The organism is Lentzea sp. NPDC005914, assembly GCF_040629405.1.
Taxonomy (GTDB): Bacteria; Actinomycetota; Actinomycetes; order Mycobacteriales; family Pseudonocardiaceae; genus Lentzea.
On the sequence record NZ_JBEXVQ010000037.1, the window covers coordinates 1 to 26638 of the forward strand.

Here is a 26638-nt window from a genome sequence, read left to right on the forward strand (position 1 = left end):
CCGGGGCTTGTTCGAGCCCGTGGTCTTCATAAGGACATCCTTCCAGGGGCAAAACCCCTGATCTCAGGTGTCCGTCAAAACGGGTCAAGCCCAGACCTCAACTGCACTCAACTGCCCTTAACCGCAGCTCAACGGCCCTGAACGGACGCGTGCGGCGACCACGGCACAGGTGAGCACTTAGTACTCCCGGCAGCAGGCGAGACGACCGGACCTGGTAGCTCCGTACGCACGCTCATGCCGATGAGCGGACGACACCGAGCTTGCGCTTCGGCGTACTCGCTCACCGACCTCCGGGTTCACGATGTCTTCGCTCAAAAGACCCCACGTCGATCGTGTCCGGACCGCACGCGGTCACGGGCCAGTGGCGTCGCACCGACTCCTGCACGGCGTTACCGCCTCACCCGGAAGGCGCACTCACACCTTGGTCAGGAAGCCGGTCATGGTGTCGATGACGGCGGCGGTGATGTCGTGCCCGGTGTCCGGCACGATCGCGAGCTCGCCCGCGGTGAGCGACCGGTAGGCCGCACACGCCGCTTCGACCGTGCAGAAGAAGTCGCGGTCGCCGGCCAGGATCAACGTCGGCGCCGAGATGGCGGCGAGATCAGCGGTCGAGTACCCGACCGGCGTGGTGGTCCGTTCGAAGAACTGCCCCAGGTAGGTCCGCCAGTAGCCCTCACCTTGCGCCTGGTCGTAGTCGACCCGCATCCGCGAGAAGGTCTCCGCCATCGGTGGCACCGCGCCGAAAGCCTGTTCGGCCGCGTCCGGGTCTGCCTGCGTGGCAGCCGGGCGCCCGCCGAACGTGGGCCGGAACACCTGGTCCAGATGCTCGGCGAAGGCTGCGTCGAAGTAGTCGAAGCCCGCGTGGTTCACCAGCGCGCGGACGAGGCCGGGCCGCCGCAGCGCCGTGACGGTGGCGGTGGCCGCGCCCTCGCTGAACCCGGCGAGCAGGACCGGTCCGAGGTCGAGTGCCTCGATCAGCGCGACCACGTCGTCCGCCAGCACGTCGAACGTCACCGGCCCTCCATCGTGGACGGTCGCACCCGAACCGCGCGTGTCCGGCGCGATGACCCGGAAGTGCTTGGCCAGCGTTTGCAGGTGGTCCACATAGGCCACCCGAGAACCCGCCCACACCGGTCCGGTCGAGGCGAGCGCACCGTGCAGCAGCACGAGCGGCGGTCCGTCACCCGCATCTGTGCAGGCGATGTCGATGCCGTTGGCGTGAACGAGCCGGGCGCCCCGCTGAGCCGCGATGTCGGACATGTCAGACCTCCAGGTGATCGCTGTTGGATCGATTGGACGCCTTCCCGCTGACCCTTCTCATGGGGCACGTGCCTCATCTTTGCTTCGCGGACCGCTCAAGCGGACAGGGCGTCGTGCAGGCCGTACCTGATCGCGAACAGGCTCGCCTCGACCCGGCTGGTCACCCCGGCCTTGGCATAGATGTGCTCGATGTGGTTACGGGCCGTCTTCGGCGATATCACCAGCGTGGCCGCGACGTCCTTGCTCGACATGCCGCGCGCCACCAGCCGCAGCACGTCGATCTCCCGCTCGGTCAGTCCCGCCGGCCGGGCCCTGCGCGTCCGGGCCCGATGGCCGGCCGCGGCCAGCACCTCTTCCGCGGCGTCCCCGTCGAGCCGCCCCGCCCGCACCTCCGCGCGCAGCTCAGCCGCCGCGTCCGCCAGATCACGCGCGGGCCGATACGGCCGCGGCTCCACCATCGCCTGGTAGACGTCGGCGGCGGCCAGAATCCGTGCGGACAGCGAGATCGCGTGCCCTGCCAGCCCGCGCGGATACCCGGACCCGTCCAGCCGTTCCCGCACCTGCGCCGCGAGCGCACCGATCGTCGCGAGCGCGGGAGACTGGCAGAGCATCCGTTCGGTGAGATGAGGCTGCAACCGCACCCGTTCCCATTCACCGAGCCCCAACGGCCCCGGCTTGTCCCAGATCGCGTTCGACACCCCGAGTCTGCCCAAACCGTGAGCAAGCCCAGCCCGGCGCAACGTCCGCAGTGCCACGTCATCAAGCCCCAGCCGATCGCCGGCTTCCCCGGCCAGCTGCGCAACGTTGCGCGCATGCCCCAGCGTGCACGGACTCTTCAAGTCGACGAAGTCAGCGACAGCTCCCAGCGCCCCGTCCAACTCGGCGTCGGTGAGCGGCCGATCGAGCACCGGCTCGGCAGCGATGACCTGGTCCCAGGTCCGAGCGCCGTCCACACCGTCGAGGATGTCCCCGGCCGCCTCGCAGAACGACGCCGCAACCCCCGGATCGAACTGACTCCCCGCCAGCCCGCGCGCCAGCTCCACCGCCGCCCCGACCCCACCGGACCGGTTGGCCACCTCGACGAACTCGGCCAGTTGCGAGATCCGGGCGGCCAACGGCACCGCCTCCCCGGACAGCGCCCCAGGCCAGCCCCGCCCATCCCACTGCTCGTACGACGCGCCGACCGCATCCTGAACAGCCTCCGACAGGCCGACCTCACGAGCCAGCAGCCGAGCCATCGCCGCATGCCGCGCGATCATGCCGTCGAACTCCTTGCGCCCTGACAACGCGAAGCTCAACCCGATGCGAAACCGCTGCAACAGCGGCCGCCCCGACCCGAGCTTGCGCAGCCCGGCCACAGCGGAACGAACGCCGTGCAACGGGTACAGGTACTTCTCACTCTTGAAAGCGATGTCGTCGCCGAACCACTTGGCCTGCTCATGTGCGTCGGTGTGACAGCCCACGTTGATCAGCAGCGCCGTGTAGTAGACCGTCGAACGTTCCCGCTCATCGAGCCCGAGGTGGTCCGCGACCCGAACGGCGATCCAGCACTGGCGAAGGACGTGCTCCATCGGCTGGCCGAACCCGAGGTCGATGCCGAGGGACAGCGCGGCGATCAGCTCGGCCAGGCGAACGGATTCCTCGTCAGCCTTCTCGTGCATCTCGCCGCAACTCTATCTCCGGCAAGAATGACCCGCAGCAGAACTCAGGACGTCGACCGCTCGGTTTCCTTGCGCAGCTTCGGACTGGAACGGTTTGATGTCCGGGTGCTCTGGTTCGACCACCGGGATCTGCGGCGACGCGCGACCGACGAGTGGTACGCCTGGGGCAGGGACCGGGTCGGGGAAGTGCGCGATCTGGAATGTTCGCCGCGGCGGGTGATCGGCACGGTCGAATCCTTCGTGGCCCGGTTGACCCTCCGGGACGATTGCCTGACCGGGGATTGTTCCTGCGGCTGGGAGCAGCTGACGAATTTCTGCGAACACTGCGTCGCGGTCGGGCTTGCGGCACTGGCCCGCGAACCAGCGGAAGAACACCCGGCAGTGGAGCTCCCCGCACCGAAGCCGGCAGACCTGCCTGCCTACCTGGAGAGCGTCGGCCGAGCGACGCTGGTGGACCTGCTGATGGGATTGGCGGACACCGATCCCGCTGTGCATCAGTTGTTGTCATCACGCGCCGCCGGAAGCGCCGCGCCGACCGCGGATGACCTTCAGGAACTGGTGGACGCGCTGGAACGCGCGGGCTGGGCGGATGTTGACGACATGTCCATGCTGACCCGCTCCGTGGACCAGACTCTGCACACTCTGCGGGTGGTCGCGATCGACCACCCGCAGCTGGTGCGCCCGTTCTGTCAGCAGGCGCTCCGTTCCTTGGCAGCCAGTTACGACCCGGACGACGGCCGCCGCTGCGCTGTCGTGGACGCCGCAATGGCACGCGTGACCGAGGCCTTCGTGGCGGTGTGCCGCGCCGCGCCGCCGGACCCGGCAGAACTTGCCCAATGGCTGGTCGACCTCCAGCTCGACGGCGCTGCGGGCAAGCCGGCGGTCACGGATTTCGCCGACGCCCTCGGCGACACCGGACACGCGCGTTATCGAGCGCTGCTCGAGCAGCAGCTCGTCGAGGACCCGGACCCCGGGGACTACGAGGCCGCAGAGCGCGCACTCGATCGCCGGGAGAAGATCTTCGAGTTGCGCGAGACGTTCCTCGCGCGGGTCACCGGGGATGTCGACGACCTGATCGCGCTCTACGCACAGGACACATCGACCAACTACCGGCGGTACGTCGGGATCGGCAAAGACCTGCAGGCGGCGGGACGGCTCGACGACGCCATCCGGTGGCTCATCTTCAGCCGGACCGACTCGGCCCGCAGACGGCTCCATCGGCTCGACCCGACCGAACCGTTCGGTCTGTCCGACCTGCTCGCCGACATCTACACCCAGACCGGCCGGCACAAGGAAGCCGCCAGAGCCCGCTGGACGGCCTTCGAACAAGAACCCACTGACCAGACGTACTTCGCGCTCCTGCAAGCCGCCGAGACACTCGACGCGGTGGACTACGCGAAGGACCGCGCGATGACCTTCCTGCGCACCCGCGCGACCGCCCGGGGCAGGAATGCCGATCCGCTCGTCAGGATCCTGACCGCCATCGGCGACGTCGACAAGGCGTGGGCCGCGGCGCACGAATTCCAGTGCGGCGGCGACGTCAAGTTCCTCGTCGCCACGAGACGCGCCTCCAGACACCCTGAGGATGCCATCCCGTTGTACGAGCGCAAAGTCGAGGAAAAGATCGACCGCAAGCATCGAGGCGGGTACAGCTCGGCGGCCAGGCTGTTCAACGTCCTGAAGTATCTGCATCACTGCGCCGGCACGGAATTCGGCACGTATCTCGCCGGCGTCAAGGTCACTCACCGCCGCAAATCCGCATTCATGGAGATTCTCGCAGAAGCCGGGCTGTGAACGAACTGTCCCGCCGCTTCCAGCCGCGGTACCGAGATGCCCGACCGTCGCGCTTCGGCCAGGGTGTCCTGCATCGGCATGTCAGGCCCATGCAGGCAGTCACGTCCACGAATCAGGCAACACAGGTCGGGCGGACTGGAGAAACCCCGCCGGGATGCCACGACCCAGTAGTAGAACTGGGCGAGCCACGAGACAGGAGGGTGCAGTGGACGGGGTCGAGCGGGAAGTGCTGACCATGCTCTGCGAGGGATTGCCCGAGTTGCGCAGGGAGTGCGCGGGTCTGCCGACGGACCACAAAGCGCTGCTGGACCACATCGAGGCCGAGGCCGCCTCCCGCCGCCCGGTGGCCGGGCTCGTCGCGCAACTGGTCGGATACAGCCCCGCGGACATCGTCGAAGCGCGCCGGGGCCCCGCTACCGGCCTACCCGGTGCGGGTGGGGGCCGGGCGGACGATGAGGTCTTCGGTTGCCCTGACGACAGCTGCAACCACCGCGCGAGAACGGTGCCGGCGGGCGAACCGCCTTGGTGCGCGGTGCTCGGACAGCGCATGAGGCGTCTGTGATGGGCAAGTTCTTCGAGGAACTGGCCAAGAAGCTGGCCGAGCGGTGGGTAGCACTGCTGGTCCTGCCAGGCGCACTGTTCATCCTGGTCACCGCGCTGGCATGGCCGGATCCCGTGCGGCGTTGGCGGGCTGCGGCACGCCGACGGCGGTGGCTGTCCCAGGTCGGCAAACGCGTGGAGGTCGACCGGGACGACCCCGACCGGCAGGCGAAAGTCGACCGGTTCGCCGAGCGGGCCAACCGGATCGCGATGGCCATCGACTTGGCGTTCGGTTGGTCGCGGTTGTGGTTGGTGCTGCCCGACACGGTCCGCGCGGAGATCACTGCCGCGGAGGCGGCGTTCGGCGTCACCGGGTGGGCCAAGGGGCGCCACGCCATCGCCGAACTGACGGCGTTGTCGGAAGCCGCCGTCGACCTGCACGGGCGCACCCTGGCCCGCGCCCTCGGTGTCGGCGACCAGGAGGAGACGGGGGTCCTCACCATCGAGCAGGGGCGGGCGATCACCGCATTGGTCCGAAAGGGACGGTGAGCGCATGGACCACCAGCCGATCATGCAGTGGGCGCTGCGGAAGCGGAAGCCATTGGACGAGGAAGTGCACATCCGGGTCAGCGTCCGCGCCGGGGAATACAGGGTCGACCACACCGGATTCGGCCACCGGCACTACCCGGACAAGCAAAGCGCCTGGGACGCCGTACAAGCGCTGCAAGCGGGGCACGACGGTGCATGGGTTCAGGTGGCGTGCGATGACAGCCCGTTCACCGCGATGCGCCCGGCGGACGGTTCGCGAGTGCTCTACGACACTGCGGACGCGTGCCTGTACGGGCACTGGGGCGAGCGCGCGAGCAGTTGGTGGAAACGCTACGAGCAGGCCATGGCGGCGGGTGAGACCTTCCGGCAGACCGTCGCGCACGAACTGTTCGGCGGCTACATCGAAGCGATCTCCTACCACGACCCCGTCACTGGTGAAGGTCGATACGCCGTCGTGACCGCAGTCGACCCGGGCTCCGACTACCTCGTAGTCGACTACCCGGACAGGTCCACCGCGGAAGCCCAGTACGAGTCGGCCGTTCACGCCCACCGCAGTGACGAGTTCCCGTACCGGTCCTGCGACATCGCCACGATCGTCGTCGACTCCGCGTCGGAGATGCCGGACAACCTCATCCAACTCTCCGACGGCACTGTCATGGACCGCGACGACCACGAGGAGATGTACGGCCACCGCGCGGAGATCGACTTCCCCACCACCGCCTCCTCGGCGAAGCCCGGCCGGGTACGGGGCATGACCAGTCGCCCACGGGATTGGGGACCGGGTCGCATGGAGGTCGTCGACGCGACGCCCGAGTCCTGGCTGCGGTTGGGCATCGCACGGCATCCGCACGCGCTGGCGCTCCTCGACCTCCCCGATGGCCGGCTGCTGATGGCCTCCGGCGACGACGGCGGCGCCACCGTGTGGAGCCCCCGGGACGGTCTGCCCCGCCAGGAGTTCGTCGGTCACGGTGATCGGGTGCTCGCCACCGCGCTGTTGCCGTTACCCGAGGAGGAGGCGGTGCTGGCGACCGGCGGGCAGGACGGCCTCGTCAAGCTCTGGTCGGTTCGCGACGGCCGACCGCTGTTGAGCTTCGGAGCGCACCGCCACCCGGTCAACGCCGTCGCCTGGGTGTGCCCTCCGGGGGACGTACCGTGGTTGATCACCGGCGGGGACGACGCGACCGTCGTGGTGTGGGACCCGGAGACGGCTCGCCAGATCGTGGACTGGAAGATCGGCGAGCCGGGCGTGCACGTCGTGTGGTCGCTCGACGCGCTCGTGCTCGCGAACGAGCACGTCTGCGTGGTGGCGGGATCGGATGACGGCTCCTGCTCGATCGTCCACGTGTGGGACGCGACCGCGCGGACGACGCTGCACACGTTCTCCATGGAGCGGGCGAGGCTGGGGATCGAGTCGCCGAGTGTGGCGGCCGTGGGGTTGGTGGACGGGTCGTTCCGGGTGGCGGTCGCCAGCGGCTCGGCGGTGCGGGTCTGGGACGGGATCACCGGCGAGGAGATCCGTGCCTTCACCGTCCCCGGCAGGCACGGCCAACTCGCCATGGTGGTCCTCGAGGACCTGCGGGTGGCGGTCGCGGTGACCGACGGCGAGCAGACCACGCTGTGGGACAGCGAATCCGGGGAGGAACTGGCCTCGGTGGCGAGCCCCGAGACGTACCCGACCGCCCTGGCCATGACGACCACGATGGACGGTGGCCTGGTGCTCGCCGTGGCCAGCGCGGACCACGCCCCGGCCCGTCTCCTCCGCTTGGCGGAGTGAACGAGCGATGCGGATCGACGAGCAGATCAACCGGGTGGAGGACTGGCTCCGCTACGCACCTCCGGCGGCGTTCTCCCCTGATGCCGAGGAGGAGTCCGCCAAGCTGTGGCGGACCGTGCGAGCGGCGACCGACACCAGCGAGTCACAGGTCCTCGCGGCACAGCTGGTCAGGGCCAAGACCGTGCTCGGTCAATTCCACCACCGCCGGTACCGGTTCCAACGACGACCGATCGACCTGGCCAAGGCGGTCATCTGCCTGTCCCAGGTCGCCGACGACCACCAGCGGGTGCCCCCGGACCTGGCTCCGTTCGTCGGCCGTTTCGCCGATCCGCGGAACCAGGTCGAGGTCGGCCGACGGCTGCTCGACGCCGGTCTGGACGGCTCCGAGCCGGTGCTCGTGGAGGCGGGCATCGTGCTGGTCGCCCCGCACGCGGCGGGAGAGCCGGAGCTGACGCGCCTGCTGTTCCTCGGCCACCTGTGCCGCTACCAGGGCTCTCGCTCCCCTGCTGATCTTGACCACGCCATCGGACTCGGTGACAGGGTGGTCGCCGAGACGGACAACGCGGAGATGGCCGTGGCCCTCGCCCGTGCCTACCTCGACAGATACAGCCTCCACGCGCGGCTGGAGGACCTGGAGCACGCACGCGGACTCCTGCACGGCCTCGCCCCTGCCGACAAGTCCGCCCTCAGCGCACTGGGCGTGGCCTACCGGCTGCTGTACGACCGCACAGGCGCCGACAGCCACCTCGACCGCGCGGTCGAGTTCTGCGCTGAGGGTGACGCGTCCACGCACCTCGCGATCGCCTTGGCACGCCGATTCGAGCGCGACTCCGACCTGGTCGACCTCGACCGCGCGTGGGCACTGGTCAGACCTGGCACACCCGTGGACGCTGAGTCCGCGGCCGACGTCGTCGGCCTGTTGTTGCTGCGGTACCGGCACCGCGGCGACCGTTCGAGTCTCGATCACGCGGTCACCTTGGCCAAGGACACCTTGGCACGGCTGCCCGATCACCACCCGCGCAGACACGGCCTCCACCTGGCACTGGCCGCCGCGCTGCACCTCCGCTACCTGGGCATGGGTGCGGAGGACGACTTGAACCAGGCCACCAAGAACGGGACGTGGGCGCACCGGGCGCGTCCGGCGAACAGCACCGATCCCGACTCGGGGGTGATCCTGGCCGAAATCCATCTGACCCGCTATGCCCGCAACGGGGTGGGCGATGACCTCGACTTGGCGGCACGGCTGACGACGGAGGCGGGCGAGCGTTGCCCACCGGAATGGGCGGCGGTCTCCGCCGGCGTCCACCACGCCCGCTACCTCGCCACCCAGGACCGGGCCGAGATCGACCGGGCGGTGGAACTCGGCGGCCAGGCCGTCCGCACGACCCGCGCGGGCCACGCGTCGCTGCCCGACCGTCAAGCAAAACTCGCCCTCCACTACCGAATCCGCGAGGCCGACGGCGACTTGGACAAAGCCACGGCGTTGGCCGCCGACGCCGTGGCCGCCACAGGAGTCGAGCACGTCGATCTCCCGGACCGCCTCGCCGTGCTCGCCGACGCGTACCTGGCCCAGTTCCGCACCGGTCCGGTCGACGCGCTCCTGAGCACAGCGGTCGCGGCGAGCAGGCGCGCGTGGGAGCTGGTGCGGGATGATCCGCAGCACCCGCGGCGGATCCGCCGGGCCGGGGAACTGGCCCGCTGCCTGCTCGCCGCCGCGGACAGCGGCGCTCCCGTCCCGGCGGACACCGTGCGCGCCCTCGCGGACGAGGTGTTCGTAGCGCCGCCGGCATCCCCGCACGACCAGGTCGCCGCCCAGCACGCGGTGGGCGAATTGCTGCTGGCGATCGGCGAGCCGGACCTCGCCGTGCCCGTGTTGGACGCGGCGATCAGGTTGTTGCCGTCGCTGCCCCCGCGAGAGGCGGACTGGGTGGACCGCCAGCATCGATTGGGCACCCAGTCGGGCTTGGTCCAAGCCGTGGTCACGGCGCATTGTGCGGCTGCGGACCCGGCGGGGGCGGTGACCGTCGCCGAACTCGGACGTGGCGTGCTGCTTGCGGCCGAGGCGGGTATTCGGGTCGACCTGGCCCAGCTCCGGTCAGCCCGGAGTCAGTTGGCCGACCGGTTCGAGTGGGTGTGCGAACGGCTCAACACCCCCGATTTCCCGGCCTCGGAGCGCAAGCGGTGGTGGCGGAACTACGACGAGCTGCTGGCCGAGATACGCGACCTGCCCGGCTTCAGCGATTTCCTCGCCGAGCCGTCGGAGCGGTCGCTGCGCCCCGAGGCGGGCACGGCCGTGCTGGTCAGCGCCCACCGCCGCGGTGGGCACGCCGTCCTGGTCCATCCCGACGCCGAGCCCGTGGTGGTTGACCTGCCCGACCTGGTGGGCGTGGAGACGCGCGTCGCGGCGTTGCTCAACGTCGTCCAGGACAACTCGCTGGCCAAGCAGATGCGGCGGCGTCCCGTCCTGTTCGACACACTTGCCTGGCTCTGGGATGCCGTTGTCGGGCCGGTCGTCAGCGAACTGCCGTCCGCACGCGTCTGGTGGGTGCCCACTGGTGTCCTGGGACTGCTCCCTCTGCACGCGGCGGGACACCAGGGGCAGCCAGGTGCGTTGGACCTGGTTGTCTCGTCGTACGCCCCGTCCTTGCGCGTACTCCGCGCCGCGCGGTCCCGGCCACCGGTCCGGGAACGGCGTCAGCTCGTGGTCGCCATGCTCCACACCGAGGGCGGCCACGACCTGATCACCGCAGCGCGGGAAGCCGAATCGCTGCGGGGAACCACCCTGGTGAACGCTGCCGCGACCGGGGACGCGGTCGTGGCGGCCATGGACGAGGCGACCTGGGTGCACTTCGCCTGCCACGCCATCACCGACCCGGTCTCGCCTGCGGCGGGCGGACTGGTCCTGCACGACCGCACCGTGCTCCTGCCCGAGATCGGCGGGCTGCAACTACCGGACGCCGAACTCGCCTACCTGTCCGCCTGCTCGACGGCCGACCACGGCACCCGCCACGCCGACGAGGTGCTCCACCTCGCGTCAGCCTTCCACTTGGCGGGTTTCCGCCACGTCATCGCCACCCTCTGGCCCCTGCACGACACAACCGGCTCCACAGCCGCCCGCGCCTTCTACGACCGGCTCTCCGACAGCCCCACCGCCATCGACGCCGCAACCACTCTGCACCACGTCACCCGCGAACTACGCGACACCGACCCCCAACGCCCGGACCGCTGGGCAGCCCTCATCCACAGCGGCCCATAGCCCCCTTGCACGACTCGGAACGCATCGTGGACAAACCCGGACCGGGCCATGGCCCGGTCCGGCCAAGAACTCGCATGGGCCAGCCCGCGGTGGGAGCGAGGATCACGAGGTCCTGATCCTCGGCGCGTGGACTCTCCCGACAGGACAGTCCACGCTGCTGAAGCCCACGTCATCCGGAGTGTGTTCGATCGACCCAGCCGAGCGCCAGGGGAAGCCGGCCGGATCGGTGTGCGGCACGCTGTTCGACCACCCACTGTTCGATCTTGTCGACGGACCGGGAGACGGGCTCGTCGGTGGTGTCGAGGACGTGGGTGTTCCACCGTGGATCGCCGACGGACCAGTCGGTCCAGCGGTGCCAGACCATGTCCTGGGCGCTGCCGTTGGTGATGGCCTCGGGGAGGTGACGAGGATCCCGGGCGTGTCCGCGATGCCAGGCGGCCCAGCCCATGAAGGCGTCGACCGCCGAGGTGTCCCACCGGCCGGAGTCGCGGTGGGCGAGCCGGGCGCGGCGGATCTCGTCGTCCACATCGACCAGACAGAGCGCGATCCCGTCCACCTCCGGTGCGGAGGGGGCCGCCAGGACCTCGCCCAGTGGGGATTGTCCGGTCAACAGCAGGTCCAGTCCGCGTTCCTGGTACTCGAGTGCGCGGCGTACCCACAGCTCGGTGTTGCGGTGGCGCCAGTGGGGGTCGGGGTCCCGCGGCACACCGACCTCGTCGAAATCGTGGACGACGACGTCGCGGAGCCGGTCGGCCACGGCAAAGGCGAGCGTGGACTTGCCCGAACAACTCGACCCCGTCAATTTCAACAACACCTCGCCAGGGTTACAGGGGCTCGCGCTCGGCGCACCCGACTTTCCCGTGAGCGCCGTCCAGTGAGCTCAACAGCGACCGCGGCCGAACTGCTGAAGCAGCGCCCCCACGCCGGCCCTGGCATGGTCCACCTTGCGCGAACGCATCGGCATCACTACGCGTGAAACCGGTGTGGGCGGCAAGCCCGCGCCACTCCAACCTGATCGACGAGCGTCCGCCTCTGAGCGCCCCATTATTCGGGGCGGTTCAGCACCTTGTCGGCGAATGTCTCGATGATGCGGGCGAGCTGTTTCGGCGCTTTCAGATCCGCGCCGTGATCGCGTTTGTGCATCACGACCCTTTCGGCCTGGGGCATCACGTGCTCGATGGCGTCGAGTCGTTCGGCGAGATGAGCTGGGCTGCGGTCACCACCGAGCAGCAGGGCAGGTGTGGTGATCTGGTTGTAGGTGTCGAGGCGGACGCCGAGCCGGTCCAGTGCTTCGAGGTCGTCGATCTGGGCGGGCACGAGCCGGCGGTAGTGCGGAACGAGTGCGGTGAGCATGCCGGCCAGCCGCGCCTGCCACCGCGGCAGGCCGACGGTGTCGTGCATGAAGATCGTCAGCGCGGTGCCGGGTTTGCCGGCGGCGATCGCGGCTCGTGCTCGGGTGATGACCTCACCGCTCTCGCCGGCCAGCGGTCGTCTGGTCACAGCGGCGGGCTCGAAGACCACCGCGCCGGCGAACGCGTGCGGGGAGGCCGCGAGAGCTTCGAGCGCGACGACGCCGCCGGAGGAGTGGCCGTAGACGATCAGCGGCTCGTCGATCACGGCGGCGACGGCCAGGACGTCGTCGACCTCGTCGGCGATCGAGCACGACCCGCGGGTCTTGAGATCCATCCGGTACTGGCGGCGATGCAGGCGCAGGACACGAAACCGGGTGGCGAGAGCGCCGGCGAGCTTCTTGGTCCGGGTCCCGTCGTCGAGCCCCGGACCAATGATCAGCAAGGCCGGTCCGCGCCCCTCGTCGTACACGCGAACATCGGTTCCGTCGGCCGAGGTGATGGTGTCCACGAGCCTCCCGTCAAGCGCCGCCTTAGCAGTGCTAAGGACAACCTTAGCACTGCTAAGGTGCACCCGATGTGCGCGACCAAGCGGCCCGGCGTCACCCGGCACACGATGATCGAAACGGCGTTGCGGCTGCTGGACGAGGTCGGGCTGGACGGGTTGACCGTGCGCAAGCTCGCCACCGAGCTCGGTGTCCAGTCACCCGCGCTGTACTGGCACGTCCGCAGCAAGCAGGAACTGCTCGACGGCATGGCCGACGCGATCATCGTGGCCGCCGGGATGGGTCCACCCCGCGGCGGCGAACCGTGGCAGGACTGGCTCACCCGCCGGGCCCGCACCTACCGCCAGTCCCTGCTCGCCCACCGCGACGGCGCACGCATCGTCGCCAGTGCCGCCTGGCTCAGCCCGGCAACCATCCAGATGTTCAACGACGAGCTGGCCGCCCTGGTCGACCGCGGCTTCACCCCGGTCCTCGCGTTGCGCACCATCGCCACCATCTCCCAGTACGTCAACGGATTCGTCCTGCTCGAACAGGCCACGCCCCGCGAGCCCACCGAGAACCGGGAGAAGCACCTTGCCGCACTGGCCGACCTGCTCGACGCCGGCACGTCGGCGCCCTTGCTGATAGCGATCCGCGAAGGCGGCACCACTACCGGCGATGACGCCTTCGAACACGGCCTGCGAACGCTCATCGCGGGCACAACAGACACGCTCAACCCACGACGGTCCAACGACCCGGCCTGACCGATCCGATCAAGCCAGACGGCGATACCGCGAACCACCAGCCAGTGCAGGCGCAACGCAGCGAAGCATCACATCCCCGACGAGCTCACCGGGTACGTTGGCTTTGGGGGGCTGACGCAGAGGCAGGGCTGCCGCTGCGGTTCAGTGTTCGGGGGAAATGTGAGCGTGAATCACGAGCTCGCGTCGTTGCGCGCTGCCTTGCGCGCATACCGCGAGCGTGTCGGGATGACTCAGCGGCAGCTCGCTGACCAGGCCGGGGTCAGTGTCCGCGCGATCCGTGCCATCGAGCGTGGCCAGGTCAGCCGCCCACACGCCGCGTCGTTGCGAATGCTGGCGTCGGTGGTCGGCCAGGACGGAGACGGGGACGACGACAACCTCGCGCCCACGAGCTGCCGCCGAGCACATCGCACGCGACCAACCACTCCCCCGGCGTCGCCCTTGTGGGGCAACAGAACTCTGGGCCGAACATGAGCTTCGCGAACCGTCATGGCCTTGCAACAGCAGGACTTCTCGTCATCTGTTGACTACCGTGCGGGCATGATCGCCCCGGCCAGGTACAGCGACGGCGCCATCCACGCTCCAGGCGACGTCACCTTCCCCGTAGCGGTTGTGCCCAGGGAGCAGGCCGTCGCGCCGGGCCTCACGAGCGCGGTGTACACGACGGACAACGAACTGGTGTGCGTGGACCGCGCCGGGGTGGTGCGGTGGCGGCACGCGTTCGGCGCGTTCCAGGAGAAGGTGCGCAACGTCCGGGCGGGATGCGCTTTCTCGCTCGACGGGAAGGCTGTGTGGCTCTTCCGGCCGGACGCGATGGGGCACTGGAACGACGGCAACGACACCTGGCACGTCCTGGACGCGGCCACCGGGGCGGTGCTCGCCAGCGCCGACCTGGGCACCGTCGGCCACGGCGGGAACCAGCACGTCCATCCAGGCGGCACCGACGTGCTGGTCGACGTCGGCGAGGGGCAGGACGGGTCGTTCCTGTTCCGCGGCAGGCTCAACGACAACACGCTCGAGGTGCTCGCGTACCCGTGGGACGACCGCGTGCTGGTGGCGTTCGCGGCGGACGGCCACCACTTCATGACCGTCCACCACGAACAGAACGACGTCGCGTTCCACACCTATCCGGACGGCGAAGTGGTCATCCGGGTATCTGTGACGGACCTCGGGTACGACGAGGACGCTTGGTTGGAGTGGACGGGCGGCTACCTCGACGCCGATACCGCGTTCGTGGTCGCCGGCGGTGAGGACGATGACGAGCAGTGGTTCCGGCATCACCTGATCGACGTGCGCACGGGCGCACACCTCGGCACCTTCGACGCGCACACCGAGAACGCGTACGGCGTGATTCCGGCCGGCGGCGGCGCGTGGCTGACCTTCAACGACGGCGTGTTCCGCCACCACGTCCGCTGACGCCACTCGTCGAGCCTCGCCCGTTGTCGATGACCAGGACGTCGTCGATCCACAACCGGGAGCCGTCGTCGACGTGGGTTTCGTGCAACCTGGCAAGCGCTTTCTCAGTTTGGTGGAAGTGAGCGGTTGACGCCGTCTCATCCACTGTGGGGAGGACACGTGCGCATAGCACGCTGTTTCACGATTGCCGTGCTCAGCGCGGGGCTGCTCGGCCCGGCGGCGAGCACGCAGGCCGCGTCGGCGACCGCCGGGCCAGGGGCGGCACCGGCTGACGTCATCACGCTGATCAGCGGTGACGAGGTCGTGGTGAACGAGAAGGGCGAGCTGGTCCGGGTCGAGGGCCGGCCGGGCATGACGTTCGCCCAATATGTCCAGAACGGACACCAGTACGTGGTGCCCGCGGACGCCGTCGGTGCGGTCGCGCAGAACCGCATCGACAAGCGGTTCTTCGACGTCACGGCGTTGTACTCGTACGGCTACACCGACAAGAAGATCGACCGGATCCCGTTGCTGAACAACGGTTTCCGCACTGCCGGTGTGGTGCCGAAGAAGGAAGCGGCTCAGCAGTGGGCCCAGCGCCGGGCGAACACGCTGAGCGCGGAGAAGCTGTGGCTCGACGGCAAGGCCCGCGTCACGTTGGACCAGAGCGTGCCGATGGTGGGCGCACCCGCCGCCTGGGAGGCGGGGTTCGACGGCGCCGGGGTCACGGTCGCGGTCCTCGACACCGGCTACGACCAGCAGCATCCCGAGCTCAAGGACGTCGTGACGGCCGCCAAGGACTTCACGGGGCAGGGCATCCAGGACAACGTCGGCCACGGCACCCACGTCTCGTCCATCATCGCCGGGCGCGGCGAGAAGTACCGGGGTGTGGCCAAGAGCGCGAAGCTCGCGGTCGGCCGCGTCTGCGAGGTCGACGGGTGCTACGAGAGCGCGATCGTCGCGGGCATGGAATGGGCGACCCGCGAAGTCCGGGCCAAGGTCGTCAACATGAGCCTCGGCGGGTACGAGAGCGACGGCACGGACCCGCTGTCGCTCAAGGTCAACGATCTCACCGCCGAGACGGGCGCGCTGTTCGTGATCTCGGCGGGCAACTACGGCGGCTGGCAGAAGGTCAGCAGCCCGGCGGCGGCCGACGCGGCGCTCGCGGTGGCGAACCTGACCAAGTTCGGAGAGGTCTCCGAGTCGTCGTCGCGCGGTCCGCGTGCCGGTGACCTGGCGATGAAGCCGGACATCGCGGCACCGGGCGAGGAGATCGTGGCGGCACGGGCGGCGGGCACGCTCCCGGACGCCGCCGTCGACGACCTGCACGCACGGCTCTCCGGCACCTCCATGGCCGCCCCGCACGTGGCGGGCGCGGCGGCGATCGTGTTGCAACGCGACCCGTCCATCACCGCGGCAGAACTGAAGGCGCGGCTGATGACGACGGTCAAGACGCTCGCGTTCTCGCCCGACGACGGCGGCACGGGGTTGCTGAACGTCGGTCGCGCGGTGACGCAGCAGGTGCGCGCGGACACGGGCAGCCTGTCGTTCGGCCTCGTGACCTGGCCGCACGCCGAGCCGGTCACGAAGAAGGTCACCTACACCAACACCGGTGACCAGCCGGTTTCCCTTGCCCTGCACCAGGATCTGGGTGCCCGGTTCACCGTGGCGCCGTCAGTCGTCGTGCCCGCGCACGGATCGGCTTCCGTCGACGTCGTGCTCGATCCGAGCAAGGGCCTCGGCGCGTTCTCCGGACGTGTGCGGGCCACCGCGGCCGGAATCGAGCTGACCACCTCCGTCGGCGGCACCGTCGAGCCGGAGCGCCACGGGTTGTCGTTGCAGGTCACCGGCCGCGACGGCAAACCCGTCGGCAACGGCTGGGTGGTGCTGATCGACATGGCCACCAAGAACTCGTCCGTGCTCGAACTCCGCAAGGACGGTTCGCTCGACGCACGCCTGCCGGTCGGCGGCGAATACACCGTGCTGGCGCGGTTCGCGGAGGGCGCGGACACCCGCACGTGGTACGCACCCGCGTCGGTGACGGACGTGTCCGGCCGGTTCTCGACGGCGGCGGACGTCTCGGTGCACCTCGACCTTCGGCAGGCGAAGCCGATCTCGTTCGCGCTCGACGACGACCGGGTGGCCCCGCTGTACCGGGTGACCACCATGAAGGTGCCGGTGAACCCTGCCTTCCGCGACTCGATCTGGTCGCGGATCGATGGGCGGGTGCCGGTGTACGGCATGTCGTTCGGCGAGCCGCTGCCGGACCTCGCCTACGACACGCTGCTCGTCGCCGCCCAGCCGAAGATCGCGGTCGTCGGCGGGTTCCCGGTGTCCTACGACGGGGACAGCCCCTACCTGCCGCAGGGCGAGCACACCTACGACGTCGTGGAGCGCGGAGGTGACGTGCGCGGAAAGATGGTGCTGGTGCGCCCGCACGACGAGTTCTCTTTCTTCGTCGCCAGGGAACTCAAGCAGGCGGGTGCCGTCGCGGTGCTGTGGGCGGGCCCGCCCGAGGTCGCGTGGGGCGATCGGATCGAACTGCCCGTCATCACGGTGGGCCCGCACCTCGCCCCGCAAACGCCGACAAGGCTGACGTTCCGCGCCGTGACGACCTCCCCCGTGTCGTACACCCTGCACCAGGCCGAGAAGGGCGCACTGCCGGCCGGAAAGACCTACCCCGTCAGGCGTTCCGCGCTCGCCGAGGTCAAGCCGCGCTATCACACGGCCGGCGAGGACGGCACCGTGACCACGCGGAACTACCCGGTCGTCGGCGGTGTGGTGAACCCCGACCTCTTCATCGACGAACCTCTCGGCTCACCCGCCACCCGCGTCGAGTACTTCTCGCCGGGTGGTTGGTACAACGAGGGGTCCGTCGGCCGGTTCGCCGATGGTGACGACGTGTCGTCGCACTCCTGGGCGAACCTGCGCGTGGAGAAGTTCGAGGCTGGCCGCAAGTACGAGCGCTCGATCCTGCGCGGGGTGGCCGCCCCGAGGCTCGGGCAGGCCGAGGCGCCGTGGCCGAAGGGCGGCGGCGTGTACCGCCAGTACCCCGACCTGCACGCGAACGTCTCGCCGTTCGGCACCTCCAAGTCCGTGGAGGGCCGGGTGATCAACGGTGACCTCACCGTGGAACTCAAGCGCGACGGCGTCTCGCTCGGCACGGATTTCCTCTACAACAGCAAGTTCTACGCACCTGCGAAGGACGGCCGCTTCACGCTGGACCTGCACGCGACGCGCAACTTCGTGGCGCTGTCGACCGACGTGCGCACAACGTGGGAGTTCTCGTCACCGTCCGACGGCAGGCTGCCCCTGATGGAGATCGACTACGCGCTCCCGCTCGACCTCCGCAACAGCTGGAAGGCGGGCGTCCCGATGCCCGCGAAGTTCACCGCGGCGCGGCAAGCGGGTGCGGGCCGGGCCGTCGTGCGTGAACTTCGCGCCTATGCGTCTTTTGACGACGGGGCAACCTGGACACCTGTCAGCGGCATGGTTCCTGTTGGGGGCAAAGCGGGCGGGTTCGTGTCGTTGCGCGTGACCGCCCGCGACAGCGACGGAAACACCGTCGACCAAACGGTTCTGCGCGCCTATCGCCTGAGGGCGTAGCCGCGCCCCCCACATTCGGATGAGAAAGCGAGTTCTGTGAACAAACTCAGGAACGCGTTGACGATCACCGCGGTCGTGCTCGCCGCGGCGGCTTTGACGGGCGGCACTGCGGAAGCGGCGTCGTCACCTATCGCGGCCTGCGGCGGTGGCAGCTACCACGAGATCGACAGCCACAAGCTGGGCAACGTCGCCACCATCCACCTGCTGTACAACGGCAGCACCAACTGCGTGGTCACGTGGCGGACGAACCCCGGCACCGCCACTCGTGTGCTGGCCGCCATCGCCCGGCAGGAGTCGGACGGGAGCTTCCGCGACTACAAGAACGACGACGACCGCTTCACCACCTATGCCGGTCCGGTGACGGTGTCCGCCGCGGGCAGGTGCATCGACTGGGGCGGTGGAGTGACGATCAGTGGTGTGTGGACTGTCTGGTACTCCGGTCCCTCGCACTGCGGCTGACAGGCCAGGAAGGGGCCCGCACATGCGCTGTGCGGGCCCCTTCCGTGATCAGGACGCCCCGAGCGAGTCCTGCTAACGACGCCGCAGCACCACGGCTCCGCACAGCGCGGCCAGCGCGTGACAGATCGCGACGCCGAGGACGAGGGGCGCACTGTTCGACAGAGCGCCTGCCACCACGGCGCCGACTGCGGCGGCCGCGCTCTTCAGGCCGGCGCCGAGTGTGAAGACCTGGACGCGTACTTCGGCTGGTGCCTCCCGGTCGCGGATGGCGAGGAGCGCGCTGAACGTCGGCCCGGTGAAGAAGCCGGCGGCTGCGAACAACACGGCCGCCGACATGGTGTTCGACACCAACGACACCACGGCGAACGGGACGGCGGTGGCGAAGAGTCCGATGAGGATGACCAGCGTCGGACGCGAGGCGCCCAAGGGCTTCTTGGCGTACGAGAGTGATCCGGCCAGTGCGCCGACCGCGAAGGCCGACACGAGTACGCCACCCACGGCGGCGTCGCCCTGGTTGTGCACCGCCAGCGCGGTCGCGGCGAGAGGCAGCGCGCCGATGCCGATCTGGCCCACGCTGCTGGCGAGCGTGACCGCGCGCAACGGCCTGCTGCGCCACAACACCCTGACACCACCGGTGAGATCTGGTCGTCCGGTCGGCGTGTCCTGCCGGTCGGCCAGCGGCAGCCCCGCGAGCAGCACACCTGCGGCCACTGCCGCCACGGCCAGCGACAACGTGGCGATGACAGCACCTGACACCACCGCGAGCGCGGCGACGAGCGCGGGCCCGCAAATGCCCGCGAGGTTGTAGCTGGTCGAGTCGAGCGCGAACGCGCGTTGCAGTCGGCGTGCGTCGACCAGGTCGCCCAGCAGCGAGGTCAGGCCGCCGGTGACGAGCGGTGCGACGCACCCTCCGAGCACCGCGACCAGCAACGGCACCGCGGCCGGCGTCCGGCCGACCAGCAGCGCGCACCCCGCGAGCGCGACGCCGTACAGGACGAGCGCGATCGCGTGGAACAGCCGCCGGCGCCGTACCCGGTCCGCCAGCGCGCCCACCAGCGGCGCCGCCACGACGTGCGGCACCATCAGGGCCGCGACGAGCTGACCGCCCAGCGCGGGGCTGGAGACCTTTTCCAGTGCCAGCAGCACCAGCGCGACCCGTGCGCCCTCGTCGGCGAGTCTGACCAGCACAGCTGCCGCGAGATAACGCGGAAGTGCTGTGCCGAGCGTTGTTCCCGAGGTTGATCGTTCCACCGTCTACCACCTTGGCGATGGAGCGAGGTCCGCGCAACCCGGAGAGGTCACGAAGCCAGGGCGTCCGGTTCGGCTCCGGCCGCACGCACCGCCTCGAACAGCGACCGCGGGGTCGCGAACGCCTCCGCGGTGAGCGCCTCGTCGGTCAGCATGACTCCGTAAGCGTCCTCGAGGTCGAAGAGCAGCTCCACGGACTGCATGGAGTCCAGGCCGAGCTCACGCAGTGACGCGTCCGGAGCCAGCTGTTGCCCGTCCTCGGCAAACCTGAGGTGGCGCAACAGGATCGAGTTGAACCGCAGTGTCGGCATGGTCATCCCTTCTCGGTTTTCCGTTCTACTGCAAGAGAAGTCGCCATCACGTGCACGCGACAACCAGGCGGCAGCTACCTGCCAGTGCCGTTTCTGGCACGAAGTGGGCCGCGCGTTGCCGCAGCGCCCCGGGAGCCCGACGGTGGATGTCGTGGACGAGAAACCTGAAGGGGGAGCTGGATGAGCGGCAACGGGCAGTCAGTCCAAGACCACTTGGCCGGGTACCGGCGGGTCGCTGTGACCGGTGGGCTCGGCTTCGTCGGCGGTCATCTCACCGAAGTGTTGACCGGCATGGGCAAGGACGTGGTCGTCCTCGACCTCGCCGCTCGGCGGGAGCCGATGAACGGGACCGAGGTGAGATGCGCCGACCTGAGGGACGGGAAAGCCGCGCGAGAGGCGTTGCGGGACGTGGACCTGGTGTTCCACCTCGCCGGGAATGCGAGTGGCACGGTGTCGGTCGACCGGCCGCGGTTCGATTTCGAGTCGAACGCGCTCACGACGTTCAACGTCGCCGAAGCGCTGGCCGGCCAGCGAACCAGGCTCGTGTACCTGTCGACCGCGATGGTCTACGGACAGCCGCGCAGTTGCCCGGTGCCCGAAACCCACGCGCTCGCGCCGTTCCTGCCCTACGGGGCGTCCAAACTCTCCGGTGAGCTGGTCATCCGCGCACTGACCGAGACGCACGGCCTGTCCGCGGTGATCGGCCGGGCCTTCACCGTGTACGGACCCGGCGAGGACCCGCGCCGGGCGGGTGGTGAGGTGTCGCAGTACCTGCGCTGGCACCTCAACGGACTCCCGATCCGCGTGACCGGTGATCTCGACCGCAAGACCAGGGACTTCGTGCACGTGCGCGACCTGGTGCGGGGCCTGCTGGTAGCGGCGGCCCGCGGCGAGGCGGGCGAGGTGTACAACCTCGGCTCCGGTCGTGAGTACTCGCTGCGGACGTTGATCGACGTCATCGGCCGCGAGTCCGGGCGCGCACCGGTCGTCGACGTGCAGGACCAGATCGGTGAGGACAGCTACCGGATGGTGGCCGACACCGGCCGGTTGCGCGCGCTCGGTTACCGGCCCGCGGTGGAGCTGCCCGAAGGCGTGCGGGCACTCGCCGCACACCTCGGTCCCAACCCGGAACTTCCCCAGGTGGACACCATTTTTCGCAGCGGTCAGCGGGCAGAGGAGGTGCCGTGCTAGCGATCAACGGAGGCACGCCGGTCGTGGCGGACGGCGAGATCAGCGGCTGGCCGGAGGTGACCGACGACGACCGCGACGCGGTGATGCGCGCGCTCGACCGGTCCACCCCGTGGCGCTGGCCGCTGCCGGACGTGCAGGAGCTCGAGGAGGCGTGGCAGCGGCACACCGGGATGAAGTTCGCGGTGGCGGCCAACTCCGGCACCGGCGCCCTGCACATGGCGATCGCGGCCGCGGACATCGGGCCCGGCGACGAGGTGCTCGTTCCCGCCGACACGTTCCTCGCTTCGGCCACCTGCGTGCTGCAGGCGAACGCCGTGCCGGTGTTCGTGGACACCGATCCCACGACGTACTGCATCGACGTCGCCCAGATCTCCCGGCACATCACCGATCGCACGCGAGCGATCGTCGCCGTCGACCTGCACGGCCTGCCGGCCGACTACGCGGCGTTGCGGGCGGTCGCGCGCGAGCACGACCTGGTGCTCATCGAGGACGGCGCGCAGGCTCATGGCGCGACCTATCGCGGAACACCGGTCGGCGGCCTCGCCGACATGGCGGGGTGCAGCCTCAACGGATCGAAGACGCTGTCCGCTCTGTCGGAAGGTGGCCTGTTCACCACCGACAATCCGAAATGGCACGAGAACGCCTTGCGCGTGCTGATGTTCGGCGACGAGATCCGCGGCATGACCCGCGAGTACAACGCGCGGATCATGGGCTGGAACTACCGCATGCACTCCCTCGGCGCCGCGTTCGCACGCTCCCAGCTGGCCAGGCTGCCGGAGATGACGGCGGCCCGTGAGGCGAACGGCGCCCGCCTCACGAAAGCGTTGCTGGACCTGCCCGGCGTGCGTCCGCCGTTCGTTCCGGACGACCGCACGCACGTGTACTTCTTCTTCCCGATCATGGTGGAGCCTGAGTCGATGGGCCTGGACGTCGACGTGGTGGCGTTGCGCCGCGCGCTCAAAACGGCGTTGCGCGCCGAGGGCGTCCCGGTCGACGAATGGCAGCAGGTCCCGGTGCCCGGCCAGACCCTCTTCCAGGAACAGCGCGGCTACGGGCGCGGGTGCCCGTGGTCGTGCGGACCGGGCAGGCCGGGGATCAGCTATCACCCCGAGCACTTCCCGGTCGCGCAGGACGTCTGCCGTCGCAGGCTCGTGCTCGGCTCCAGCACCAGCGCGTTCGGGCCGGGCAACACCGGCCTCGTCGACCGGTTCGCCGAGGCGTTCCACAAGGTCCTGGTCGAGCACCGGACGGACCTGTGTGAGCTGGCCGCACGTTTCGCGGAGGAGACATGACCGAACTGGACACCGATGCCCTGAGCCGGTACGTCCGCCAGGAGATGACCGAACGGATGGTGCCCGGACTCGCACTCGCCGTCGTCACCCCGGACCGTCCGATGTGGACAGCGGGATTCGGCGTCACGGCGGTGGACGACGGGGCACCGGTCACCGGCCGCACGTTGTTCCGGATCGCGTCCGTCACCAAGGTGTTCACCGGAGTCGCCGTGCTGCGGCTGGTCGAGCAGGGCGTGCTCGATCTCGACACGACGGTGCTCGACCACGTGCCGGAGCTTCGGCTGCGCACCAGGGGAACGGCGGAGCGGATCACGTTGCGCATGCTGCTCAGTCACACGTCCGGGCTGCCGGAAGGGTCGATCGAACGGCCGTGGCGCGTGGAACGCAGGGGCGAGGACGGACTGGACGCGTTCGTGCGCGAGGACCTGCCGCGTTTCCCCGCCGTGGGTGAACCGGGCGAGCTGTACTTCTACAGCAACCTCGCGGTGAACCTCGCCGGACACGTGGCCCAGCGCGCCACCGGTACCCCGTTCCCCCAGCTGCTCGACGAGCTCGCGCTGACTCCGCTGGGAGTGGAGCGCACGACCGCTGATCCGACGGTCGCGATGACCTTTCCACTGGCGCAGCGGCACATCATCACGGATGGCCGGCTCCGCGTGCGGCACGACGGCGGCGACAACACCGCGTTCTACCCCTCCGGACAGCTGTTCTCGACGGCGGAGGATCTCGGGACCTTGCTGCAGGGTCTCATGGGCGATCTGCTGAGCCCTCGGATGACCGCGGAGATGCGGCGTCCGCACGCGGACGTCGGGCTGGCCCGCGGGCTGAGCTCCGGGCTGGCGTGCATGGTGGAACCGGACTACAAGGGCGTCACCAGGATCGGCCACGAGGGCGTGCTGCGCGGGTACTGCGCGAAGATCGCCTGGACCGACCGCGTCGGCGTGGCGGTCGTCTACAACCACGAGTACAACGAGCATCCCCGGTTCTTCGCCTCGCGCGACCGGATCGTGGACCGCGTGTTCGACGAGGTGCTCGGCCTGCCGCCGGGGCCGGTGCCGCCTCCCGCGACATCCGTGCCAGGCCCGGTGGCGGAGCGGTTGACCGGCAGGTACGCCAAGGTCCTCAGCCCATCGGTGGTCGAGGTGCGGCCTGGCCGCGACGGTCTCACGTTGCTGCTGGAGGGCGTCGAGCTGCCGCTCTCGGCGACGGGGCGCGGGGTGTTCGTCGGGCCCAGGACGGATCGGGATCTGGCGGAGCTGCCGTGGCCGCGCACGCCGTACGTGATCGACGACCACGTGTCGGTCGGGGCTCCGGAGAACGGTCCGGTGCACACGATCACCGTGAACGGTCAGCCCTACCGGCGGGTCGAATGACCAGCACCACCACGGCCGTGGCGCCGGCCAGCACCGCGGCGGCGACGAACGCCGTGCGCTGGCCGGCCTCGGCCGCCGCGGTGAGCAGGACGGCGAGCCCGACCGCGACACCGATCTCGCTGGAGGTGTTCAGCAGGCCGCCCGCCGCGCCGCCGTGCTCCTCGCTCGTGGCGGCCGTGCCCTCTGACGTCGACCCGACGGAGGCCAGCCCGGTGCCCGCGCCCATCAACGCGAATCCCGCGACCACCGGCAGCCACGCGTCCGGCCGCACCGTGATCAGGGTCAGCGCACCCGCGGCGATGCACGCCAGGCCCACCGCCATGAGCGCGGCACCGCTGAGCCGGGCTCGTGGCGCGATCAGCGCGCCGGCCACGACAGCGACGTTGAACGGCACGAACAACAGCCCGCTCGTGGCGGGCCCCAGCCCGGCCTCGCCCTGCAGGAACAACGCGCACAAGGTCAGCACCGGCGTGGTGAGGGCTGTGATCACCCCCGCGACCACGATGCCGGTGACCACGCTCCGCCCGCGGACCGCCGCGAACGGCAGGACCGGATCGGCCACCCGCTTCTCCACCAGCACGAAGACGAGCAGCACCACGGCGCCCAGCACCGTGACGATCAGCCCGGACCCGCGCTGGCCGGCCTCCCCGATCCTGGTCAGTCCGAGCACCAGCAGGAACAGGCTCGCGGTGGCGAGCGCCCCGCCGAGCAGATCCACCCGCCCGGTCCGCTTCGCGCCGTGCGAGCGCACCACCCGTGCCGCCACGACAGCGGCGATCACCGCCACCGGCACGTTGGCCAGGAACACCCACCGCCAGCCGACGGTCTGACCGCCCAGCCCGCCGAGCAGCCAGCCGGCCGCGCCACCACCGGCCTGCGCGGCTGACCACCAGCCCAGCGCCCTGCCCCTGGCCGATCCTGACGGGAACGCGGCGATCAGCACCGCGAGCGCCGACGCCGCGACCGCCGCGGCGCCGAGTCCCTGCAGGGCACGCGCCACCAGCAGTTCCCACATCCGGCCCGCGGCACCGCACCCGAGCGAGCCGGCCGCGAAGACGGCGAGACCACCGACGAACACCAGGCGGTGCCCGCGCAGGTCGGCCAACCGGCCCGCGACGAGCAGGCTGCCCGCGAACACCAGCGTGTAGGCGGACACCACCCAGCCCAGGTCCGTGGGCGACACGTGAAGTTCTTGCTGTACAGCAGGAAGAACGATCGTGACGAGCGTTATGTTCGCGACGACGGTGAACTGTGCGACGCACACGAGTGCCAGCAGCGGCCACGCGTGCCGCACCGATGTCGCGCGGTTCATATCCACCCGCGCCGGGCGGCCAGCACCCCGGCCTGGAAGCGGCTGGACGCGTCGAGCTGCTCCAGCAGGTACGAGATCTTGCGCCGCACCGTGCGCACCGACAGCCCGAGTCTGCGTGCCACGTGCTCGTCCTTGGCGCCCTCGCTCAGGAACTGCAGCAGCACGAGTTCCTCCTCGTTCGGCCCTGCACCGTCCGATGTGGACCGAGCGGCCCTGCCCAGCGCCCACCAGGTCTCGAAGAACGCGTGCAGCACCCGCACCAGATCGTTGCCGTGCACGACGAACGACGTGTCCCCGGCGGTGCTTTCGACCACCGCCACCCTGCGATCGAAGACGTGCAGTCCGGCGGGCGGACTGCTGACCACCCGCAGTGCCAGGCCGGCCCTGGTCCCGGTCGGCGGTGCGCCCGCGCCGAGGAGGGTGGACGAGGGGAAGATGACCCGGACGTCGACCTCGGGCCGGACGGTCCTGAACTCGCCCCCGATGTCCGCGACCGGCTCGCCCTGCGCGGGACCGGCGTACATCCGCAGCAACTCACGCCGCGTGTGTCCGGCCAGTGCGAGCATCCGGTTGTGGATCGCGGGTCTGCTGACCAGAACCTCGACCGGCGGGACTGCGCCGTCGGAGCCGCCGAGCAGGCCCTCGCCGACGACCTGGGTGAGCTGGCCGTGCAGGGTCGCGGCCTTCTTGCGCTTCTCGCTGTACTCGGCGTCGATGCCGGCCCGCAGCTGCTCCAGGACGATCTCCGGTCCGGCCGGGTTGGCCAGCATGGTGTCGTCCTCGCCCACGACGAGCAGTCCCTTGGCGCACAACAGCTCGCGCGACCGGATCACGTTGGCGAGTGGCACCCCGAGAGCGTCCGCGACCTCGGCGGTCGTGCAGCGCAGATGACGAGCGACGTATCGGTAGACGGCCAAATCGTTCTCACTCAGGCCGATAGTGTCGAACACAAGAACTCCCCCAGCCTTGCACCCGTTCCCCCTTACCAGGGACGGCTACCCGAGGGCTGTCGGTGACAAACC

The 26638-nt window shown here is 69.8% G+C and carries 21 protein-coding genes; 13 read left to right on the forward strand and 8 right to left on the reverse strand.

From position 1 onward, the window contains the following. Positions 1-414: 414 nt before the first annotated feature. Both ABZ345_RS37505 and ABZ345_RS37510 read right to left on the reverse strand, forming a co-directional pair. A complete protein-coding gene (locus ABZ345_RS37505; RefSeq protein WP_359859471.1) occupies positions 415-1260 on the reverse strand; it encodes an alpha/beta hydrolase in 846 nt (281 codons plus the stop codon). 95 nt (positions 1261-1355) lie between these two features. Next, on the reverse strand, positions 1356-2921 hold the full coding sequence (locus ABZ345_RS37510; protein ID WP_359859473.1) for an HD domain-containing phosphohydrolase: 1566 nt from the start codon (positions 2919-2921) through the stop codon (positions 1356-1358). 27 nt (positions 2922-2948) lie between these two features. On the opposite strand from ABZ345_RS37510, the gene ABZ345_RS37515 reads away from it, so the two are divergent. The 5 genes from ABZ345_RS37515 to ABZ345_RS37535 all read left to right on the forward strand — a co-directional run bounded on the left by ABZ345_RS37515 (position 2949) and on the right by ABZ345_RS37535 (position 10834). Continuing rightward, positions 2949-4715, forward strand: coding sequence for a DUF6880 family protein (locus ABZ345_RS37515; RefSeq protein ID WP_359859475.1), 1767 nt, complete (start codon positions 2949-2951; stop codon positions 4713-4715). Positions 4716-4920: 205 nt separating this feature from the next. Beyond that, positions 4921-5277 (forward strand): hypothetical protein, encoded by a 357-nt coding sequence (locus ABZ345_RS37520; RefSeq protein WP_359859477.1) that lies wholly within the window; start codon positions 4921-4923, stop codon positions 5275-5277. Continuing rightward, positions 5277-5804 carry a hypothetical protein gene (locus tag ABZ345_RS37525; protein ID WP_359859479.1) on the forward strand — a complete coding sequence of 176 codons (528 nt, stop codon included), beginning with the start codon at positions 5277-5279 and terminating at the stop codon, positions 5802-5804. Before ABZ345_RS37520 ends, ABZ345_RS37525 begins: the two co-directional genes overlap by 1 nt. Positions 5805-5808: 4 nt before the next feature. Further along, entirely contained in the window at positions 5809-7578 is a 1770-nt protein-coding gene (locus ABZ345_RS37530) for a hypothetical protein (RefSeq protein ID WP_359859481.1), read from the forward strand. 7 nt (positions 7579-7585) lie between these two features. Beyond that, entirely contained in the window at positions 7586-10834 is a 3249-nt protein-coding gene (locus ABZ345_RS37535; protein ID WP_359859483.1) for a CHAT domain-containing protein, read from the forward strand. A 169-nt stretch (positions 10835-11003) separates the two neighbouring features. Here ABZ345_RS37535 and ABZ345_RS37540 read toward each other — a convergent pair whose 3' ends face one another. Both ABZ345_RS37540 and ABZ345_RS37545 read right to left on the reverse strand, forming a co-directional pair. Next, positions 11004-11648: a hypothetical protein gene (locus ABZ345_RS37540; RefSeq protein WP_359859485.1), complete on the reverse strand. Its 645-nt coding sequence runs from the start codon at positions 11646-11648 to the stop codon at positions 11004-11006. 230 nt (positions 11649-11878) lie between these two features. After that, on the reverse strand, positions 11879-12694 hold the full coding sequence (locus ABZ345_RS37545) for an alpha/beta hydrolase (protein ID WP_359859487.1): 816 nt from the start codon (positions 12692-12694) through the stop codon (positions 11879-11881). Positions 12695-12760: 66 nt separating this feature from the next. Between ABZ345_RS37545 and ABZ345_RS37550 the strand changes: the two genes are divergently transcribed. From ABZ345_RS37550 to ABZ345_RS37570, 5 genes are all read left to right on the forward strand, one after another. Next, positions 12761-13432: a TetR/AcrR family transcriptional regulator C-terminal domain-containing protein gene (locus tag ABZ345_RS37550; protein WP_359859489.1), complete on the forward strand. Its 672-nt coding sequence runs from the start codon at positions 12761-12763 to the stop codon at positions 13430-13432. 165 nt (positions 13433-13597) lie between these two features. Next, entirely contained in the window at positions 13598-13903 is a 306-nt protein-coding gene (locus ABZ345_RS37555) for a helix-turn-helix transcriptional regulator (protein ID WP_359859491.1), read from the forward strand. 66 nt (positions 13904-13969) lie between these two features. Continuing rightward, positions 13970-14845 (forward strand): hypothetical protein, encoded by an 876-nt coding sequence (locus ABZ345_RS37560; protein WP_359859493.1) that lies wholly within the window; start codon positions 13970-13972, stop codon positions 14843-14845. A 159-nt stretch (positions 14846-15004) separates the two neighbouring features. After that, complete coding sequence (locus tag ABZ345_RS37565; protein ID WP_359859495.1) at positions 15005-18430, forward strand: S8 family serine peptidase; 3426 nt, start codon at positions 15005-15007, stop codon at positions 18428-18430. Positions 18431-18466: 36 nt separating this feature from the next. Continuing rightward, positions 18467-18889 carry a spore-associated protein A gene (locus ABZ345_RS37570; protein ID WP_359859497.1) on the forward strand — a complete coding sequence of 141 codons (423 nt, stop codon included), beginning with the start codon at positions 18467-18469 and terminating at the stop codon, positions 18887-18889. A 72-nt stretch (positions 18890-18961) separates the two neighbouring features. Here the strand turns inward: ABZ345_RS37570 and ABZ345_RS37575 are convergent, their stop codons facing one another. Together ABZ345_RS37575 and ABZ345_RS37580 are read right to left on the reverse strand one after the other, a co-directional pair. Further along, positions 18962-20140, reverse strand: coding sequence for an MFS transporter (locus ABZ345_RS37575; RefSeq protein ID WP_359859499.1), 1179 nt, complete (start codon positions 20138-20140; stop codon positions 18962-18964). Positions 20141-20187: 47 nt separating this feature from the next. After that, on the reverse strand, positions 20188-20448 hold the full coding sequence (locus ABZ345_RS37580) for a phosphopantetheine-binding protein (RefSeq protein ID WP_359859501.1): 261 nt from the start codon (positions 20446-20448) through the stop codon (positions 20188-20190). Positions 20449-20628: 180 nt separating this feature from the next. Here ABZ345_RS37580 and ABZ345_RS37585 point away from each other — a divergent pair, with 180 nt between their 5' ends. From ABZ345_RS37585 to ABZ345_RS37595, 3 genes are read left to right on the forward strand one after another with little or no spacing between them, the layout of a single operon-like run. After that, positions 20629-21639: an NAD-dependent epimerase/dehydratase family protein gene (locus tag ABZ345_RS37585; protein WP_359859503.1), complete on the forward strand. Its 1011-nt coding sequence runs from the start codon at positions 20629-20631 to the stop codon at positions 21637-21639. Then, positions 21633-22931, forward strand: coding sequence for a DegT/DnrJ/EryC1/StrS family aminotransferase (locus ABZ345_RS37590; protein ID WP_359859505.1), 1299 nt, complete (start codon positions 21633-21635; stop codon positions 22929-22931). Before ABZ345_RS37585 ends, ABZ345_RS37590 begins: the two co-directional genes overlap by 7 nt. Further along, positions 22928-24304 carry a serine hydrolase domain-containing protein gene (locus ABZ345_RS37595; RefSeq protein ID WP_359859507.1) on the forward strand — a complete coding sequence of 459 codons (1377 nt, stop codon included), beginning with the start codon at positions 22928-22930 and terminating at the stop codon, positions 24302-24304. Before ABZ345_RS37590 ends, ABZ345_RS37595 begins: the two co-directional genes overlap by 4 nt. Here ABZ345_RS37595 and ABZ345_RS37600 read toward each other — a convergent pair. Further along, positions 24267-25616 (reverse strand): MFS transporter, encoded by a 1350-nt coding sequence (locus ABZ345_RS37600; protein WP_359859509.1) that lies wholly within the window; start codon positions 25614-25616, stop codon positions 24267-24269. The genes ABZ345_RS37595 and ABZ345_RS37600 overlap by 38 nt on opposite strands. Then, positions 25613-26566: a LuxR C-terminal-related transcriptional regulator gene (locus ABZ345_RS37605; RefSeq protein ID WP_359859511.1), complete on the reverse strand. Its 954-nt coding sequence runs from the start codon at positions 26564-26566 to the stop codon at positions 25613-25615. Before ABZ345_RS37605 ends, ABZ345_RS37600 begins: the two co-directional genes overlap by 4 nt. Between the last annotated feature and the right edge of the window lie 72 nt (positions 26567-26638).

What these genes read in the sequence shown, in the direction of transcription:
- ABZ345_RS37505 (WP_359859471.1), bottom strand. Translation starts at nt 1,260, where the DNA reads ATGTCCGACATCGCGGCTCAGCGGGGCGCCCGGCTCGTTCACGCCAAC.
- ABZ345_RS37510 (WP_359859473.1), bottom strand. Translation starts at nt 2,921, where the DNA reads ATGCACGAGAAGGCTGACGAGGAATCCGTTCGCCTGGCCGAGCTGATC.
- ABZ345_RS37515 (WP_359859475.1), top strand. Translation starts at nt 2,949, where the DNA reads ATGACCCGCAGCAGAACTCAGGACGTCGACCGCTCGGTTTCCTTGCGC.
- ABZ345_RS37525 (WP_359859479.1), top strand. Translation starts at nt 5,277, where the DNA reads ATGGGCAAGTTCTTCGAGGAACTGGCCAAGAAGCTGGCCGAGCGGTGG.
- ABZ345_RS37530 (WP_359859481.1), top strand. Translation starts at nt 5,809, where the DNA reads ATGGACCACCAGCCGATCATGCAGTGGGCGCTGCGGAAGCGGAAGCCA.
- ABZ345_RS37535 (WP_359859483.1), top strand. Translation starts at nt 7,586, where the DNA reads ATGCGGATCGACGAGCAGATCAACCGGGTGGAGGACTGGCTCCGCTAC.
- ABZ345_RS37550 (WP_359859489.1), top strand. Translation starts at nt 12,761, where the DNA reads ATGTGCGCGACCAAGCGGCCCGGCGTCACCCGGCACACGATGATCGAA.
- ABZ345_RS37560 (WP_359859493.1), top strand. Translation starts at nt 13,970, where the DNA reads ATGATCGCCCCGGCCAGGTACAGCGACGGCGCCATCCACGCTCCAGGC.
- ABZ345_RS37580 (WP_359859501.1), bottom strand. Translation starts at nt 20,448, where the DNA reads ATGCCGACACTGCGGTTCAACTCGATCCTGTTGCGCCACCTCAGGTTT.
- ABZ345_RS37585 (WP_359859503.1), top strand. Translation starts at nt 20,629, where the DNA reads ATGAGCGGCAACGGGCAGTCAGTCCAAGACCACTTGGCCGGGTACCGG.
- ABZ345_RS37595 (WP_359859507.1), top strand. Translation starts at nt 22,928, where the DNA reads ATGACCGAACTGGACACCGATGCCCTGAGCCGGTACGTCCGCCAGGAG.
- ABZ345_RS37600 (WP_359859509.1), bottom strand. Translation starts at nt 25,616, where the DNA reads ATGAACCGCGCGACATCGGTGCGGCACGCGTGGCCGCTGCTGGCACTC.